Annotated in this window: 12 protein-coding genes and 1 tRNA gene; 3 read left to right on the top strand and 10 right to left on the bottom strand. The window is 69.7% G+C overall.

Features of this window, described 5'->3' with window-relative positions:
* Nucleotides 1-74: 74 nt before the first annotated feature.
* From rpoB to V1258_RS07120, 4 genes are all read right to left on the bottom strand, one after another.
* Nucleotides 75-3563, bottom strand: coding sequence for a DNA-directed RNA polymerase subunit beta (gene rpoB, locus V1258_RS07135; protein WP_329747452.1), 3489 nt, complete (start codon nucleotides 3561-3563; stop codon nucleotides 75-77).
* A 464-nt stretch (nucleotides 3564-4027) separates the two neighbouring features.
* Nucleotides 4028-4417 (bottom strand): 50S ribosomal protein L7/L12, encoded by a 390-nt coding sequence (rplL, locus tag V1258_RS07130; RefSeq protein ID WP_329747451.1) that lies wholly within the window; start codon nucleotides 4415-4417, stop codon nucleotides 4028-4030.
* Between the two features lie 120 nt (nucleotides 4418-4537).
* Nucleotides 4538-5053, bottom strand: coding sequence for a 50S ribosomal protein L10 (gene rplJ, locus V1258_RS07125; protein ID WP_329747450.1), 516 nt, complete (start codon nucleotides 5051-5053; stop codon nucleotides 4538-4540).
* Between the two features lie 302 nt (nucleotides 5054-5355).
* On the bottom strand, nucleotides 5356-5994 hold the full coding sequence (locus V1258_RS07120) for a hypothetical protein (protein ID WP_329748997.1): 639 nt from the start codon (nucleotides 5992-5994) through the stop codon (nucleotides 5356-5358).
* A 404-nt stretch (nucleotides 5995-6398) separates the two neighbouring features.
* Between V1258_RS07120 and adhE the strand changes: the two genes are divergently transcribed.
* The gene (adhE, locus tag V1258_RS07115; RefSeq protein WP_329748996.1) at nucleotides 6399-8996 is read left to right on the top strand and encodes a bifunctional acetaldehyde-CoA/alcohol dehydrogenase; all 2598 of its coding nucleotides are present in this window, start codon (nucleotides 6399-6401) and stop codon (nucleotides 8994-8996) included.
* 309 nt (nucleotides 8997-9305) lie between these two features.
* Here the strand turns inward: adhE and rplA are convergent, their stop codons facing one another.
* The 5 genes from rplA to V1258_RS07090 all read right to left on the bottom strand — a co-directional run bounded on the left by rplA (nucleotide 9306) and on the right by V1258_RS07090 (nucleotide 12080).
* Nucleotides 9306-10025, bottom strand: a complete 720-nt coding sequence (gene rplA / locus V1258_RS07110; protein WP_329748995.1) for a 50S ribosomal protein L1 — start codon at nucleotides 10023-10025, stop codon at nucleotides 9306-9308.
* A 5-nt stretch (nucleotides 10026-10030) separates the two neighbouring features.
* Entirely contained in the window at nucleotides 10031-10462 is a 432-nt protein-coding gene (rplK, locus tag V1258_RS07105) for a 50S ribosomal protein L11 (RefSeq protein WP_329747446.1), read from the bottom strand.
* Between the two features lie 171 nt (nucleotides 10463-10633).
* Complete coding sequence (gene nusG, locus V1258_RS07100; protein ID WP_329748994.1) at nucleotides 10634-11626, bottom strand: transcription termination/antitermination protein NusG; 993 nt, start codon at nucleotides 11624-11626, stop codon at nucleotides 10634-10636.
* Between the two features lie 44 nt (nucleotides 11627-11670).
* Nucleotides 11671-11958, bottom strand: coding sequence for a preprotein translocase subunit SecE (gene secE, locus V1258_RS07095; RefSeq protein ID WP_329748993.1), 288 nt, complete (start codon nucleotides 11956-11958; stop codon nucleotides 11671-11673).
* A 49-nt stretch (nucleotides 11959-12007) separates the two neighbouring features.
* Nucleotides 12008-12080 (bottom strand) — tRNA-Trp (locus V1258_RS07090).
* A gap of 233 nt (nucleotides 12081-12313) precedes the next feature.
* Between V1258_RS07090 and V1258_RS07085 the strand changes: the two genes are divergently transcribed.
* Together V1258_RS07085 and V1258_RS07080 are read left to right on the top strand one after the other, a co-directional pair.
* Nucleotides 12314-13585 (top strand): pyridoxal phosphate-dependent aminotransferase, encoded by a 1272-nt coding sequence (locus tag V1258_RS07085; protein ID WP_442878586.1) that lies wholly within the window; start codon nucleotides 12314-12316, stop codon nucleotides 13583-13585.
* Nucleotides 13586-13598: 13 nt separating this feature from the next.
* Nucleotides 13599-14654 carry an adenosine deaminase gene (locus V1258_RS07080; protein WP_329748992.1) on the top strand — a complete coding sequence of 352 codons (1056 nt, stop codon included), beginning with the start codon at nucleotides 13599-13601 and terminating at the stop codon, nucleotides 14652-14654.
* On the opposite strand, the gene galK is transcribed toward V1258_RS07080, so the two are convergent.
* Nucleotides 14596-15795, bottom strand: a complete 1200-nt coding sequence (gene galK, locus V1258_RS07075) for a galactokinase (RefSeq protein ID WP_329748991.1) — start codon at nucleotides 15793-15795, stop codon at nucleotides 14596-14598. The two genes, V1258_RS07080 and galK, sit on opposite strands and share 59 nt — an antisense overlap.
* Nucleotides 15796-15820 lie beyond the last annotated feature (25 nt).

Raw genomic sequence — 15820 nt, 5'->3', positions numbered from 1 at the left:
AAGAGGTGGTGTCTGAGGGAACGGGGCCTGGGGCGGGGGCCCGCGGCGGTCAGCGCCGCGAGCGCCCCCGTCGCTCAGACCTCTTCGATGGAGCCGACGCCCTCGTGCGGGCGGCGGGACAGGTCGATGCCGAGCTCCTCCGCCGCGCGGAAGACCTCCTCATCGCTCTCGCGGACCTCCTGGGCGGTGCCGTCGGACGAGAGGACCTCGACGTTCAGGCACAGCGACTGCATCTCCTTGAGCAGCACGCGGAAGGACTCCGGGATGCCGGGCTCGGGGATGTTCTCGCCCTTGACGATCGCCTCGTAGACCTTCACGCGGCCCGAGATGTCGTCGGACTTGATGGTCAGCAGCTCCTGGAGCGCGTAGGCCGCGCCGTACGCCTCGAGGGCCCACACCTCCATCTCGCCGAAGCGCTGGCCGCCGAACTGGGCCTTACCGCCCAGCGGCTGCTGCGTGATCATCGAGTAGGGGCCGGTCGAACGGGCGTGCAGCTTGTCGTCGACCAGGTGGTGGAGCTTGAGGATGTACATGTAGCCGACGGAGATCGAGTCCGGGATCGGCTCGCCGGAGCGGCCGTCGAACAGCTGCGCCTTGCCGTTCTCCTTGATCATGCGCACGCCGTCCCGGTTGGGGCGGTGGTTCTTGATCAGGCCGGTGACCTCGTCGGCGGTGAGGCCGTCGAAGACCGGGACAGCGACCGGAGTGCCCGGCTCGCCGTGCAGGGCGGAGTCCGGGAGCGCCTCGGCGATCGGATCGTCCGAGTCGACGTCCCAGCCGGACTTGGCGACCCACCCGAGGTGGGTCTCCATGACCTGGCCGATGTTCATACGACCGGGCACACCCATCGGGTTCAGGATGATGTCGACCGGGGTGCCGTCCTCGAGGAAGGGCATGTCCTCGACGGGCAGGATCTTCGCGATGACGCCCTTGTTGCCGTGGCGTCCCGCGAGCTTGTCGCCGTCGGTGATCTTGCGCTTCTGGGCCACGTACACGCGGACCATCTCGTTGACGCCGGTCGGCAGGATGTCGCCGTCCTCGTCGTCGTTGAAGACCTGCACCGCGATGACGGTGCCGGACTCGCCGTGGGGGACGCGCAGCGAGGTGTCGCGCACCTCGCGGGCCTTCTCACCGAAGATGGCGCGCAGCAGGCGCTCCTCCGGGGTCAGCTCGGTCTCGCCCTTCGGGGTGACCTTGCCAACGAGGATGTCGCCCGGCTCGACCTCGGCGCCGATGCGGATGATGCCGCGCTCGTCGAGATCGGCGAGCACGTCGTCGCCGACGTTCGGGATGTCCCGGGTGATCTCCTCCTTGCCCAGCTTGGTGTCGCGGGCGTCGACCTCGTGCTCCTCGATGTGGATCGAGGTGAGGACGTCGTCCTGGACCAGGCGCTGGGACAGGATGATGCCGTCCTCGTAGTTGTGGCCCTCCCACGACATGAACGCGACCAGCAGGTTCTTGCCCATGGAGAGCTCGCCCTGGTCGGTCGAGGGACCGTCGGCCAGGATCGAGCCGGCCTCGACGCGGTCGCCCTCGTCGAAGAGCACGCGCTGGTTGTAGGAGTTGCCGGCGTTGGAGCGCTGGAACTTCCCGATCGGGTAGGTCTGGCGGGTGCCGTCGTCGGCCATCACGACGATCAGGTCCGCGGAGAGCTCCTCGATGACGCCGCCCTTGCGGGCCACGACCACGTCGCCGGCGTCGACCGCAGCGCGACGCTCCATGCCGGTGCCGACCAGCGGCATCTCGGCGCGGAGCAGCGGCACGGCCTGGCGCTGCATGTTCGAGCCCATGAGCGCGCGGTTCGCGTCGTCGTGCTCGAGGAAGGGGATCATCGCGGTCGCGACGGAGACCATCTGACGCGCGGAGACGTCCATGTAGTCGACCTCGGTCGGCGGCACCAGCTCGGGCTCGCCGCCGGTGGTGCGCGAGAGGACGGCCTCCTCGAGGAAGCGGCCGCTCTCGTCGATCTTCGCGTTGGCCTGGGCGATGACCTTGCGGTCCTCGTCGTCGGCGGTGAGGTAGACGATCTCGTCGGTGACGACGCCGTTCTCGACCTTGCGGTACGGGGTCTCGACGAAGCCGAACGGGTTGATCCGCGCGAAGGTCGCGAGCGAGCCGATCAGGCCGATGTTCGGACCCTCAGGGGTCTCGATCGGGCACATGCGGCCGTAGTGGCTCGGGTGGACGTCGCGGACCTCCATGCCCGCACGGTCGCGGGAGAGGCCGCCCGGGCCCAGCGCCGAGAGACGGCGCTTGTGGGTCAGGCCCGAGAGCGGGTTGTTCTGGTCCATGAACTGCGACAGCTGGGAGGTTCCGAAGAACTCCTTGATCGCCGCGGTGACCGGACGGATGTTGATCAGCGTCAGCGGGGTGATCGCCTCGACGTCCTGCGTGGTCATGCGCTCGCGGACGACGCGCTCCATGCGGGACAGACCCGTGCGGACCTGGTTCTGGATCAGCTCGCCGACCGCGCGGATGCGACGGTTGCCGAAGTGGTCGATGTCGTCGGTCTCGACACGGACCGGCCGGTCGTCGACGCTCGTGTACTCGGTGACGCCGTCGTGCAGGGCGACGATGTACTTGATGGTCGAGACGATGTCCTGCAGGCGCAGGGTCGACTCGGAGAGGCTGCCCTCGAGGCCGAGCTTCTTGCCGATCTTGTAGCGGCCGACCTTCGCCAGGTCATAGCGCTTGGCGTTGAAGTACAGGTTGTTCAGCATGGCCTCGCCCGCATCGCGCGTGGGCGGCTCGCCCGGGCGCTGCTTGCGGTAGATGTCCATGAGCGCCTCGTCCTGCGAGGTGATGCGGTCCTTCTCGAGCGTGGAGCGCATCGACTCGAACTCGCCGAACTCCTCGAGGATGTCGCTGTGGGACATGCCGAGGGCCTGCAGCAGGGTGGTGACGGACTGCTTGCGCTTGCGGTCGATGCGCACGCCGACCTGGTCGCGCTTGTCGACCTCGAACTCGAGCCAGGCGCCGCGCGAGGGGATGACCTTCGCCGAGAAGATGTGCTTGTCGGAGGTCTTGTCGATCGACTCCTCGAAGTACACGCCCGGGGAGCGGACCAGCTGCGAGACGACGACGCGCTCGGTGCCGTTGATGATGAAGGTGCCCTTGTCGGTCATGAGCGGGAACTCGCCCATGAAGACCGTCTGGGTCTTGATCTCACCGGTCTCGTTGTTCATGAACTCCGCGATGACGTACAGCGGAGCGGCGTAGGTGAGGTCCTTCTCCTTGCACTCGTCGACCGTGTACTTCGGGTCGTCGAAGGTGTGGTCGCGGAAGGACAGCGACATGTTGCCGGCGAAGTCCTCGATCGGGGAGATCTCTTCGAGGATGTCGGCCAGACCCGAGGTCTGCGGGACGTCCTCGCGGCCGGCGGCGGCGGCCTCGGCCGCACGCTCCTGCCAGCGCTCGTTGCCCAGCAACCAGTCGAACGAGGTGGTCTGCAGACTCAGCAGATCCGGAACGTCGATGGGGTCGCCGAGCTTCGCGAAGGTGACGCGAGGAGAGGCGGTGCGAAGTGCGATGTCAGTGGTGCGATCGGTGCTCGAGGCAGCCAAGGGGGGTCCTTCCACAGGCCGATGACGGAATCCCAGGCGCGGCGAACACCCGTCAGGGCGGTGGAGCAGGTACCGGAGCGGCAGAACCCAGGGCGTCGCATGGCGCAAGGACCGAGCATAGCGAAGAACACGGATGGACACAAGGGCGCAGCAACGACCGGTCCATCCGCGTCGACCGCCATATGCCTGGCGCGGAGGTTCTGTCGGCGCCCCCTGCCCGTCTGGCTCGACCGGCTGGGCGGGATCCCGAAGGGATCGACCGCCGCGCACATGCGGCAGGGACGGCTCCGTACGGCAGACAGAATGGCCGGAATTCTCTTAACAGCAAGACAGAACGCGCGGCGCGGGCTCCGGACTCGCGGACCCCGGACGTGCAGAAGGGCCGTCCCGCATCAGCGGGACGGCCCTTCCGGAGCAGTGCGACTGCCATCAGGTGCGGCGCGCGCCGGAGCGCGCGCACGGGATCACTTGATGGTGATGGTCGCGCCGGCCTCCTCGAGCTTCGCCTTGGCAGCCTCGGCGTCCTCCTTCTTGACACCCTCGAGGACGGGCTTGGGAGCCTCGTCGACGAGAGCCTTGGCCTCCTTGAGGCCGAGCGAGGTGATGCCGCGCACCTCCTTGATGACGGCGATCTTGGCGGAACCGGCCGACTCGAGGATGACGTCGAACTCGGTCTTCTCCTCCTCGGCGGCGGCATCCGCGCCGGCACCGCCGGCAGCGGCGACGGCCACGGGGGCGGCCGCGGCAGCGGTGACCTCGAAGACGTCCTCGAACTGCTTCACGAACTCGGAGAGCTCGATGAGAGTCATCTCCTTGAAAGCCTCGATGAGCTCGTCGTTGCTGAGCTTCGCCATGGTGGCGTTCCTTCCTGTTGGCGGGACCGGGGTCCCTGCGGTGTTGTGCGGCGCTCACGCGCCAGGTCGAACAGTCCGGTCGGCCTCAGGCAGCCGATCCGGGAGGGAGGCAGGGGCCCCTCAGGCCTCCTGCTTGGCCCGCAGCGCGTCCACGGTGCGCACTGCCTTGGACAGCGGCGCGTTGAACACGGCGGCGGCCTTGGACATCGACGCCTTCATGGCGCCGGCGGCCTTGGCCAGCAGGACCTCGCGGGACTCGAGGTCCGCGAGCTTGGTGACGTCCTCCTCCGAGAGCAGCTTGCCCTCGAAGTAGCCGGACTTGACCACGAGCTTGTCGTGGGTCTTGGCGAAGTCACGCAGAGCCTTCGCAGGCTCCACCGGCTCGCCCTTGATGAAGGCGATAGCGGTCGGACCGCTGAGCGTGCCATCGAGAGCGGTGATGCCGGCCTCGCGGGCGGCGATCTCCGTGAGCGTGTTCTTCACCACGGCGTAGGTCGTCTCGGAGCCCAGCGAGCGACGGAGCTCCTTGAGCTCCCCCACGCTGAGGCCTCGGTACTCGGTGATGACAGCGGCGTCGGATGCACGGAACAGCTCCGCGATCTCGGCGACGGCGTCCACCTTCTCGGGCTTCGCCATGGCCCTCCTTCCAGAGGTCTCTCGCCGCCTGCCTGAACCACCCCGGACACAGGAAAGGCCTCGACACGCAGGTGTCGAGGCCAGGCGCACGATGTCGCCACGAGGGCGGGATCCGTGCGGATCGCTTCAGGTCACCTGCGCAGGCCGCCCCATGAGGGAGCGCTTCGGTCGCTCTCCAGGGGGAGGGCGACGACCGGCGGTCTTCGGTAGGCACAACTCTAGACCAGCCTCCGCGGCGGCGCCATGTCGCGCTCGGCGGTCTCGGTCACATCGCGGGAGATCGGTTCGAGATGCTCCCGCCCTCAGGAGGCGAAGCCGTCCTGCGGCGTCCAGCACCACCGTTTCCCGAGCGGATCGGTGAAGGAGATCGTCGTCACGCCGTGGTTCTGACTGCGCATCAGCGGGTCGAGGCGCGCGGTCTCGTCGATCGGCTTGGGGAGCCCCCATGGGGTGGCCGCGGTTCCGCTCGTCACCCAGAACCGTCCCGGCGGCAGGGTTTCTATCGTGACCGTCCGACTGAACTTGTTGCCCACTGTCGAGATCTCGACGTCATGGAAGACCGAGCCGGGACCGATCTCGTTCGAGACGAGCACTCCCCATTCCCCGGCATCGTTCTTCGCCCACCACGACTGCACGCTCCCGGCGAGCTGACGATGCTCCCGCTCCGCCTCACGCGATGCCCGCTGATTCTCCCGACGGTCGCGGGCCGCCTCGGCCTCCTCGACCCGTTGACGCTGCTCCTCGGCACGGCGGTCCCGGTCGGATTCTCGACTCTCCGCCGCCTGCGCTGCAGCGAGAGCTTCCTGACGCGTCCTCTCGGCGGTCCGGTTCGCCTCCCCTGCACGACGAAGAGCGAAGATGCTGAGCAGGGTCCCGATCCCCGCGGCGATGGCCGCGATCCACTCAGCCCAGCTCCCAAGGTCAAGTCCCACGAAGGTCATGTCGCGAATCTACGTGGTGCACCGAGCAAGCACGTGAACTCAGGATGGCGGCAACATGCCGGACACAGGCCGGCGACGAAAGTCGCGGTCCGCCCGCATCCCCTCACCGTCGCCCCGCACCCGAGATCGGGGGACCTCGGTCCTCCGGGCCTCCGCGCGCGGCCGACGGGGCGGCTGCGCCGCCTCCTCCCCCAGCCTCCAGTGCACCGCCTAACCCGCAGATCAGCAAGGGGTACGAGGTCCCGCGAGCCCTGTCGGCACCAGCTCCCGCGATCGCCGCGGGAGAGCTCGAAGAACGCTCTGACCTGCAGACTTTCTGCTGCGAGCGGGTGCTGGACGCCGTGATCCAGCCCACTTACTGTCGAGGTGACGGGATCGACCGGTCCCGCGGACAGGACAGGGACATGAGCACCACATCGACCCCCACGGAACCCACCACCGAGGACACCGTCGCCGCCATGATCGACGAGCTCGCTCAGCGCGGACGCCACGCGCTGGCCGCATATGCCTCGTACACCCAGGAGCAGATCCGCTCCATCGTCCACGCCATGGCCCTCGCCGGCGTCGACCAGCACATGCCGCTCGCCCGGCTCGCGGTCGAGGAGACCGGCCGCGGCCTCTTCGAGGACAAGTGCACGAAGAACCTCTTCGCCACCGAGTACGTCTGGAACTCGATGAAGGACGACCGGACCGTCGGCGTCATCTCCCAGGACACCCAGCGCGGCATCACCGAGATCGCCGAGCCCGTGGGCGTCGTCGCCGGGGTCACCCCCGTCACGAACCCCACCTCGACGGTCATGTTCAAGGCGCTCATCGCCGTGATGACCCGCAACCCGATCATCTTCGCCTTCCACCCGTCGGCCCAGCGCTGCTCGGCGGAGGCCGCCCGCGTGGTGCGGGACGCGGCCGTCGCCGCCGGCGCCCCCGCCGACTGCATCCAGTGGATAGAGGAGCCGTCGCTCGGCGCGACCACCGAGCTCTTGAACCACCCGGGCGTCGCGCTGACCCTCGCGACCGGTGGCGCGGGCATGGTGCGCGCCGCGTACTCCACCGGGAAGCCGGCCCTCGGCGTCGGCCCCGGCAACGTGCCCGTGTACGTCGACCGCACCGCGCCGATCGCCCGCACCGTCAACGACCTGATCCTCTCCAAGACGTTCGACAACGGCATGATCTGCGCGTCCGAGCAGGCGATCTTCCTGCACCGGGACGTGCGCACCGCGGTGCTCGACGAGTTCGCCGCCCAGGGCGCGCACCTCGTCACTGCCGCGCAGAAGAAGAAGCTGCAGGAGGTCATGGTCACCGAGGGGGGCATGATCGCGCCCGGCGTGGTCGGCATGAGTGCCGCCGCCATCGCGGAGCTGGCCGGCTTCACGATCCCCGACGGGACGACGCTGCTGCTCGTCCCGATCGACGGAGTCGGCGAGCAGGACCCGTTCTCCCGCGAGAAGCTCTGCCCCGTCCTCGCGGTCGCGACCGTGAAGGACCGGGCCGAGGGCCTCGACCGCTGCGAGGAGATGCTCGAGTTCGGCGGGCTCGGCCACACCGCGGTCCTCCACGCCACCGATCCGGAGCTGGAGCGCGAGTTCGGGCTGCGGATGAGGGCCTGCCGCATCATCGTCAACTCGCCGAGCGCCCTCGGCGGCATCGGCGACGTCTACAACGGGCTCCTGCCCTCGCTGACCCTCGGCTGCGGCAGCTACGGCCACAACTCGGTCTCGCACAACGTCGGCGCCGCCGACCTGCTGAACATCAAGCGCATCGCCGAGCGGAGGAACAACATGCAGTGGTTCAAGGTCCCGCCGAAGACCTACTTCGAGCGGTACTCGATCCAGTACCTCCAGGACATGACCGACATCTCGCGGGTGTTCGTGGTGACCGACCCGGGCATGGTGCAGTTCGGCTACGTCGACATCGTGCTGGACCAGCTGCGCCGGCGCGGCGACGTGGAGTGGACCGTGTTCTCCGACGTCGAGCCGAACCCCTCCTCGACCACCGTCTTCGAGGGCGCCCAGCAGATGGAGCGCTTCCGCCCCGACTGCGTGATCGCCCTCGGCGGCGGCTCGGCGATGGATGCCGCGAAGGGCATGTGGCTGTTCTACGAGCACCCCGAGGCGAGCTACTTCGGGATGAAGCAGAAGTTCATGGACATCCGCAAGCGCACCTACCGCTTCCCCACGATGGGGGCGAAGGCGCAGCTGGTCGCGGTGCCGACGACCGCGGGCACCGGCTCCGAGTGCACGCCGTTCGCGGTGATCACCGACGCCGAGACGCACGTGAAGTACCCGCTCGCGGACTACGCGCTCACGCCGTCGGTCGCGATCGTCGACGCGCAGTTCGTGGACACGGTGCCGCGGCGCACCGCCGCCGACTCCGGCATGGACGCTCTCACCCACGCGATCGAGAGCTACGTGTCCACGATGGCCAGCGACTTCAGCCGCGGCCTGTCGGTGCAGGCGCTGCAGCTGCTGCTGGCGAACCTGCGGCCCGCCGTGCTCGAGGACGACCCGGTCGCCAAGGAGCGGGTCCACAACGCCTCGGCGCTCGCAGGCATGGCGTTCGCCAACGCCTTCCTGGGGATCGTGCACTCGCTGTCGCACAAGTGCGGCGCCGAGTTCGGCCTCGCCCACGGGCGGACCAACGCGATCTTCCTGCCGCACGTGATCCGGTACAACGCGTCCCGGCCCGTGAAGCGCGCGATCTTCCCGAAGTACGAGTCCTTCCGTGCCGATCGGGACTTCTCGGACCTCGCGCGGGCCGCGGGGCTGCCGGCGTCCACGACCGAGGAGGGTGTCGAGTCCCTGATCGCGGCGGTGCGCGAGCTCGCCGAGGACCTGGGGATCCAGCTCAGCCTCGAGGCGAACGGCGTGACCCGGGAGCACCTGGACCGCACGATCGACGACCTCGCCTACCGGGCCTACGAGGACCAGTGCACCCCGGCAAACCCCCGGCAGCCGCTGCTCAGCGAGCTGAAGGAGATCATCGAGGCCGCCTGGGAGGGCTGACCGCTCGACCCCTCCGACGGTATTGCCCGCTGTGCTTCCCGATCTGGAAGCACAGCGGGCAATTCCGCTCGTCCGGTAGCGGACCCGGACAGCACGATGCCCCGCCCACCGTGATGGTGGACGGGGCATCGTGCGAGACGTCGATCAGGCCCTACTGCACTGCCTGATCTCCTACCGCTCGTTCCTCGCAGAACGTCGATCAGGCCCTACTGCACTGCCTGATCTCCTACCGCTCGTTCCTCGCAGAACGTCGATCAGGCCCTACTGCACTGCCTGATCTCCTACCGCTCGTTCCTCGCAGAACGTCGATCAGGCCTCGTCGGTGTCCTCGAGGAGGTTGCGCGTGCGGTTCACATCGACCGGGATGCCCGGGCCCATGGTGGTGGACACGGTGATCTTGGTGATGTAGCGGCCCTTGGAGGAGGACGGCTTCAGACGCAGGATCTCGTCGAGGGCGGCAACGTAGTTCTCCACGAGCTGCTGCTCAGTGAAGGACACCTTGCCCACGATGTAGTGCAGGTTCGCGGCACGGTCGGTGCGGAACTCGATCTTGCCGCCCTTGATGTCGTTCACGGCCTTGGTGACGTCCATGGTCACGGTGCCGGTCTTCGGGTTCGGCATGAGACCACGCGGGCCGAGGACGCGGCCGAGCTTGCCGACCTTGCCCATCAGGTTCGGGGTCGCCACTGCGGCGTCGAAGTCGGTCCAGCCGCCAGCGACCTTCTCGATCAGCTCGTCGTCGCCGACCTCGTCGGCGCCGGCCTCACGAGCGGCATCGGCCTGCGCACCGGTCGCGAAGACGATGACGCGGGCGGTCTTGCCGGTGCCGTTGGGCAGGTTGACGGTGCCGCGGACCATCTGGTCGGCCTTGCGCGGGTCGACGCCCAGACGCATGGCGACCTCGACGGAGCCGTCGAACTTCGACGGGGAGGTCGCGCGGGCCAGACGCAGCGCGTCCAGCGGCGAGTACTGACGGCCGGCCTCGATCTTGGCGGCACCGTCCCGGTATGCCTTGCTACGGAATGCCATCTGGATCAGCCCTCCACCGTGATGCCCATGGAACGAGCGGTGCCCTCGACGATTTTCGCCGCGGCCTCGATGTCGTTCGCGTTCAGATCAGGCATCTTGGTCTCCGCGATCTCGCGGACCTGAGCCTGGGTCAGCTTGCCGACCTTGACCGTGTGCGGGGTCGCGGAGCCCTTCTGCAGGCCAGCGGCCTTCTTGATGAGCTCGGCGGCCGGCGGGGTCTTGGTGATGAAGGTGAACGAACGATCCTCGTAGACCGTGATCTCCACGGGCACGATGTTGCCGCGCATGTCCGCGGTGCGATCGTTGTACGCCTTCACGAACTCCATCATGTTCACGCCGGCAGCGCCGAGCGCGGGACCCACGGGCGGCGCAGGAGTGGCCTGGCCGGCCTGGATCTGGAGCTTGATGATGCTCGCGATCTTCTTCTTGGGAGCCATCGACTCCTCCTCTTCTGGGACGTGGTACGGGCGGAGCTCATCACGGCTCCTCCCACTGCGGACCCCCGTGCGCGCACGGAGGGCCCAGGGTGCGACGCTACTAGCGCGCCGCGCGGGAGTCGACCGGAATCTGGCGTGATCCTGGTCGTACTCCGCGGACCGGCAGACCGGTCAGATCTTGGCGACCTGGTCGAAGGCGAGCTCGACCGGCGTCTCGCGGCCGAAGATGGAGACCAGCACCTGCAGCTTCTGCGCCTCGGCGTGGATCTCGTTGATGGTCGCGGGCATGGTCTCGAAGGGGCCGTCCATGACCGTGACGGACTCGCCGATCTGGAAGTCGGGCACCTTCTGCGCGGCGGCGGCCTTCGGGGCGGAACCACCGGCGGAGCGCTTCTTCTCGGGCAGGCCGACGGACGGTGCGAGCATCGAGTAGATCTCGTCGAAGGTCAGCGGCGTCGGGTCGGTCGCGTCGCCGACGAAGCCGGTAACGCCCGGGGTGTCGCGGACGACGCGCCAGGACTCGGTGGTCAGGTCCATGCGCACCAGCACGTAGCCGGGGATGCGCACACGGCGGACCATCTTCTTCTGGCCGTTCTTGACCTCGGTCGCGTCCTCCATCGGGACCTGGACCTCGAAGATGTACTCCTCCATGTCCTGGGTCTCGGTGCGCGTGGCCAGCTGGGTCTTCACCCGGTTCTCGTGACCGGAGTAGGAGTGGATGACGTACCACTCGCCGGGGGCGGCACGGAGGTGCATCTTCAGCTCGAGCAGCGGATCAGCCTCGGCCTCCTCGGCCTCCTCGTCCTCCTCGTCGGACTCGTCGGCGTCGGACGGCTCATCGACGGACTCGTCGACGTCGAACGGCTCATCGTCGGACTCGTCGACGTCGGACGACTCATCGGCGTCGACGGGCTCATCGGCCAGGTCCGAGTCGACGTCGGCCTCGTCCGCGGCGGGCTCCTCCGACTCGGCGGGCTGCTCGGCGTCGTAGGCCTCGTCCTGCTCGGCGGCGAAGGGATCCTCCGCGCCGGCCAGGTCCTCGTCCGACGGCTCCAGGTCGACCAGCGCGTCATCGGCCGACTGCTCGGGCGCGGACGCCGAGAACGACAGGGAGTCGTCGGCGTCCTGGTAGGACTCATCGGGGGTCGAGGTCTGCTCGCTCATCAGCGGGTTTCTGCCTTCCAGACGGCGTAGGGGACGAAGGGGGCTCAGAGCCCCGCGTCGGGGACCGTGAACGCGACCCGGGACAGCCAGCTGAACGCGGCGTCGAGGCCGAAGATCAGCACGATCATCACGATGACGAAGGCCAGGACGGTGACCGAGTAGACCAGCAGCTCGCGCCGGGTCGGCACGACGACCTTCCGCAGCTCCGCGAGGATCTGCCGGATGAACAGTCCGATGGCCAGGAACGGGTTCGAGGACCCGGAGCCCTGCGCGTCACCCGTGGTGGGCGTCGACGGAGCGTTCTGGCTGGAGTTCACAGGGGGCTGTCCCATCTGGTCGAGGTCATCCGCGCCCGGCCGGGGGTGACCCCGGCCGGACCGGCAGGGCAGACAGGGCTCGAACCTGCAACCTGCGGTTTTGGAGACCGCTGCGCTACCAATTGCGCCACTGCCCTTCGCGGGGGAGACCCCTCGCGAGCCAGGATCGCGACCCTCCGAGGAGGGGCGGCGTTTCTGACCAGCGATCAGCATACAAGTCCAGCGGCTTGCGGGCGAATCGCCTGGAAGCAGATCACATCGCGGGATGTCCCACCGCGCTCCGGGACGCTCTGAGCGCGCTCGGGGCGCGCTCCCGCCCACTCCTCGTGATCGCCTGGCACGCCGGGCCGTCCTCTGCCACGATGGCCCGGTGACCACCGACGACGCGCACCCCGCCAGCCCCACCGGCTCCCCCAGCTCCCCGCTCAGCACCGAGACATCCGCCGCCCCGCGCCGTATCTCGCGGCGCGTCGGCGCCATCGCCCCCTCCGCCACCCTCGCGGTGGACGCGACGGCGAAGGCCCTCAAGGCCGCAGGCCGCCCGGTGATCGGCTTCGGCGCGGGCGAGCCGGACTTCCCCACGCCGCAGCACATCGTGGATGCCGCGATCGAGGCCGCGCAGGACCCGGCCTCCCACCGCTACTCCCCCGCCGCCGGGCTGCCAGCGCTGCGCCAGGCTCTCGCCGAGGCCGCCACCGCCTCCACCTCGGTCCCCTTCGACGCGGCGCAGACCCTCGTCACCAACGGCGGAAAGCAGGCCGTCTACCAGGCCTTCGCGACCCTGCTCGACCCGGGTGACGAGGTCATCCTGCCCGCCCCGTACTGGACCACCTACCCCGAGGCGATCCGCCTCGCAGGTGGCGTCGAGGTCCCGGTGCTCGCCGGCGTGGACCAGGGGTACGTCCCCACCCTCGAGCAGCTCGAGGCGGCTCGCACCGAGCGCACCCGCGCTGTCCTGGTCTGCTCGCCGTCCAACCCCACCGGGGCCGTGCTCAGCGCGGAGCAGCTCGCCGAGATCGGCCGCTGGGCGCTCGAGCACGGGATCTGGGTGATCACCGACGAGATCTACCAGCACCTCACCTACGACGGCGTCGAGTTCACCTCGATCCTGCGCGCGGTCCCCGAGCTCGCCGACACCACCGTGATCCTCGGCGGCGTCGCGAAGACCTTCGCGATGACCGGCTGGCGGGTCGGGTGGATGATCGGTCCGGCGGACGTCATCAAGGCCGCGGCGAACCTGCAGTCGCACCTCACCTCGAACGTCAACAACATCGCGCAGCGGGCGGCGCTCGCGGCGCTCACCGGGCCGATGGAGCCGGTCGATGAGATGCGCACCGCCTTCGACCGTCGGCGCCGCGCCATCGTCGAGAAGCTCTCCGCGGTGCCCGGCTTCACGGTCCCCACGCCCACCGGTGCCTTCTACGCCTTCCCGGACGTCTCCGGGGCGCTCGGTCGCACCGTGCGCGGCCGCGAGGTGACCACCTCGGCCGAGCTCGCGACCGTGATCCTCGAGGAGGCGGAGGTCGCGGCCGTGCCGGGCGAGGCCTTCGGCGCCCCCGGTCATCTGCGCTTCTCCTACGCGCTCAACGACGAGGATCTCGCCGCGGGCATCGACCGGGTCATCGCCCTGCTCTCCGAGTGACGCCGCGGGTCCAGTGACCGGCCGGGATCTCGCGGCGCTGCCGAAGGCGCATCTGCACCTGCACTTCACCGGGTCGATGCGCCTTCGGACCCTGCGCGAGCTCGCCGCCGAGCGCTCGATCCGGCTGCCCCGCTCCCTCACGGACGACGAGGCGCTCTCGGTCGAGCCCACCCGTCGCGGCTGGTTCCGCTTCCAGCGGCAGTACGACACGGCCCGCGCCGTCGTCGACTCCGAGGCGGCGATGCGGCGCATCGTGCGGGAGGCTGCGGAGGACGATGCCGCGGAGGGCTCCGGGCGGCTCGAGCTGCAGGTCGACCCGACGAGCTACGCCCCTTTCGTCGGCGGCATCACCCCGGCCCTCGAGATCGTCCTGGACGAGGCGGAGCGGGCCGAGCGCGCCACGGGCGTGAGCCTCGGCATCGTCGTCGCCGCCTCCCGCACCCGCCACCCGCTGGACGCCCGCACCCTCGCCCGCCTCGCCGTGCGCCATGCGGGGCGTGTGGTCGGCTTCGGCCTGTCCAACGACGAGCGTCGCGGCGCGACCGCCGAGTTCGCCGGAGCCTTCCGGATCGCCCGCGAGGCGGGACTGCTGTCGGTCCCGCACGGCGGGGAGTTGCTGGGACCGATGCACGTGGCCCAGGTGGTCGACCACCTCGGGCCGCACCGGCTCGGCCACGGGGTGCGCTCGGCGGAGGACCCGGCGCTGCTCGAGCGGATCGTCGCGGCCGGCATCGGCCTCGAGGTGTGCCCCGCCTCGAATGCCGCACTCGGCGTGGTCGCCGCACCGGAGCTGGTCCCCCTGCGGGCCCTCCTCGACGCGGGCGCTCAGGTGGCGCTCGGCGCCGACGACCCGCTGCTGTTCGGCTCGCGCCTTGTGGACCAGTACCGCACCGCCCGGGCGATGGGCATCGACGACGCGGGTCTGGCCGCCCTCGCGGCCTCCTCGATCCGGCTCTCCGCCGCCCCGGCCGCCGTGCAGGAGCGCCTGCTCGCCGGGGTGCGGGAGTGGCTCAGCGGTCCTGTCCCGCCCCTTCCTCCGGGAGGGCCAGGAAGAACTGCGGAGCGGTGAAGCCCTGCTCGGCGAAGGCCGCGGCGATGGTGCTCGCGACCTGCTCGGCGGCGTCGGCCTCGATCAGGGCGATGGTGGAGCCGCCGAAGCCGCCGCCGGTCATGCGCGCCCCGTGGGCGCCCGCGTCGCGGGCGGCATCGACGGCCACGTCGAGCTGGGGGACGGTCACCTCGTAGTCGTCGCGCAGCGAGTCGTGGGAGGCGTTCAACAGTGTGCCGAGGGCCGCGACGTTCTCGCGGACGGTCCCGGCGGCGAGGAGCTCGTCGAACTCGCGCACGCGCTGGATCTCGGTGACGACATGGTGGGCGCGGCGGCGCACCAGCGGATCCGCGATCCTCTCGACGTCCGCCACGGCGGCGTCGCGCAGGGTCGCGACGCCCAGCTCGGCGGCGGCCCGCTCGCTGTCGGCACGGCGCGCGGTGTACTCGCCGTCGACGTGGGAGTGCTCGGCGCGGGTGTCGGTGATCAGCAGGGCCAACCCCTGGGAGGCGAGGTCCCACGGCACGGGCCGGGTGGAGAAGTCACGGCAGTCCAGGAACAGGGCGTGTCCGGCGCGGGAGAGCACCGAGGCGGACTGGTCCAGGCCACCGGTCGAGGCCCCGGCGAAGTCGGTCTCGGCGGTGATCGCGGCGCGCACCCGCTGCAGGCGCGTGGTGCCGAGGCCGAGCAGCGCCTCGATCGCCTCGGCGGCGGCGCACTCGAGGGCGGCGGAGCTGGACAGGCCCGCGCCGAGCGGCACCTGGCCGTCGATGAGGATGTCCATGCCCTGGGTGACGGCGCCGGAGATGTAGGGGCGCAGCGCCCACAGCACGCCGGCCACGTAGGCGGGCCAGCCCTCGACGGCGCCGGGCTCGAGCTGCTGGGCGTCGAGGTCGAGCACCACGTCGTCCTGCACCGAGCGCAGACGCACCCGGTCGGTGGGGGTACGGGCCGCGGCGGCGAAGCAGCGGTGCGAGATCGCCATCGGGAGGCAGAGCCCGTCCTGGTAGTCGACGTGCTCGCCGATGATGTTGACGCGGCCCGGGGCGGACCATACGCCGTCGGGCGCATACCCGAAGGACTCGACGAACCGAGCCTCTGCGCGGGCTGCGGCCTCCTCGCGGGCGGGGGCTGCGGACAGCGCGACGGCGGTCGAGGTCATGGTGGTCCTTCCGAGGGTGTGAGAG

The organism is Brachybacterium sp. J153 (assembly GCF_036311905.1).
GTDB lineage: Bacteria > Actinomycetota > Actinomycetes > Actinomycetales > Dermabacteraceae > Brachybacterium.
This window is presented reverse-complemented; position numbering and strand designations above follow the sequence as displayed.

What these genes read in the sequence shown, in the direction of transcription:
- nusG (WP_329748994.1), bottom strand. Translation starts at nt 11,626, where the DNA reads ATGAGCGAGCAGACCTCGACCCCCGATGAGTCCTACCAGGACGCCGAC.
- V1258_RS07120 (WP_329748997.1), bottom strand. Translation starts at nt 5,994, where the DNA reads ATGACCTTCGTGGGACTTGACCTTGGGAGCTGGGCTGAGTGGATCGCG.
- rplA (WP_329748995.1), bottom strand. Translation starts at nt 10,025, where the DNA reads ATGGCATTCCGTAGCAAGGCATACCGGGACGGTGCCGCCAAGATCGAG.
- rplJ (WP_329747450.1), bottom strand. Translation starts at nt 5,053, where the DNA reads ATGGCGAAGCCCGAGAAGGTGGACGCCGTCGCCGAGATCGCGGAGCTG.
- rplL (WP_329747451.1), bottom strand. Translation starts at nt 4,417, where the DNA reads ATGGCGAAGCTCAGCAACGACGAGCTCATCGAGGCTTTCAAGGAGATG.
- adhE (WP_329748996.1), top strand. Translation starts at nt 6,399, where the DNA reads ATGAGCACCACATCGACCCCCACGGAACCCACCACCGAGGACACCGTC.
- rplK (WP_329747446.1), bottom strand. Translation starts at nt 10,462, where the DNA reads ATGGCTCCCAAGAAGAAGATCGCGAGCATCATCAAGCTCCAGATCCAG.
- galK (WP_329748991.1), bottom strand. Translation starts at nt 15,795, where the DNA reads ATGACCTCGACCGCCGTCGCGCTGTCCGCAGCCCCCGCCCGCGAGGAG.
- secE (WP_329748993.1), bottom strand. Translation starts at nt 11,958, where the DNA reads ATGGGACAGCCCCCTGTGAACTCCAGCCAGAACGCTCCGTCGACGCCC.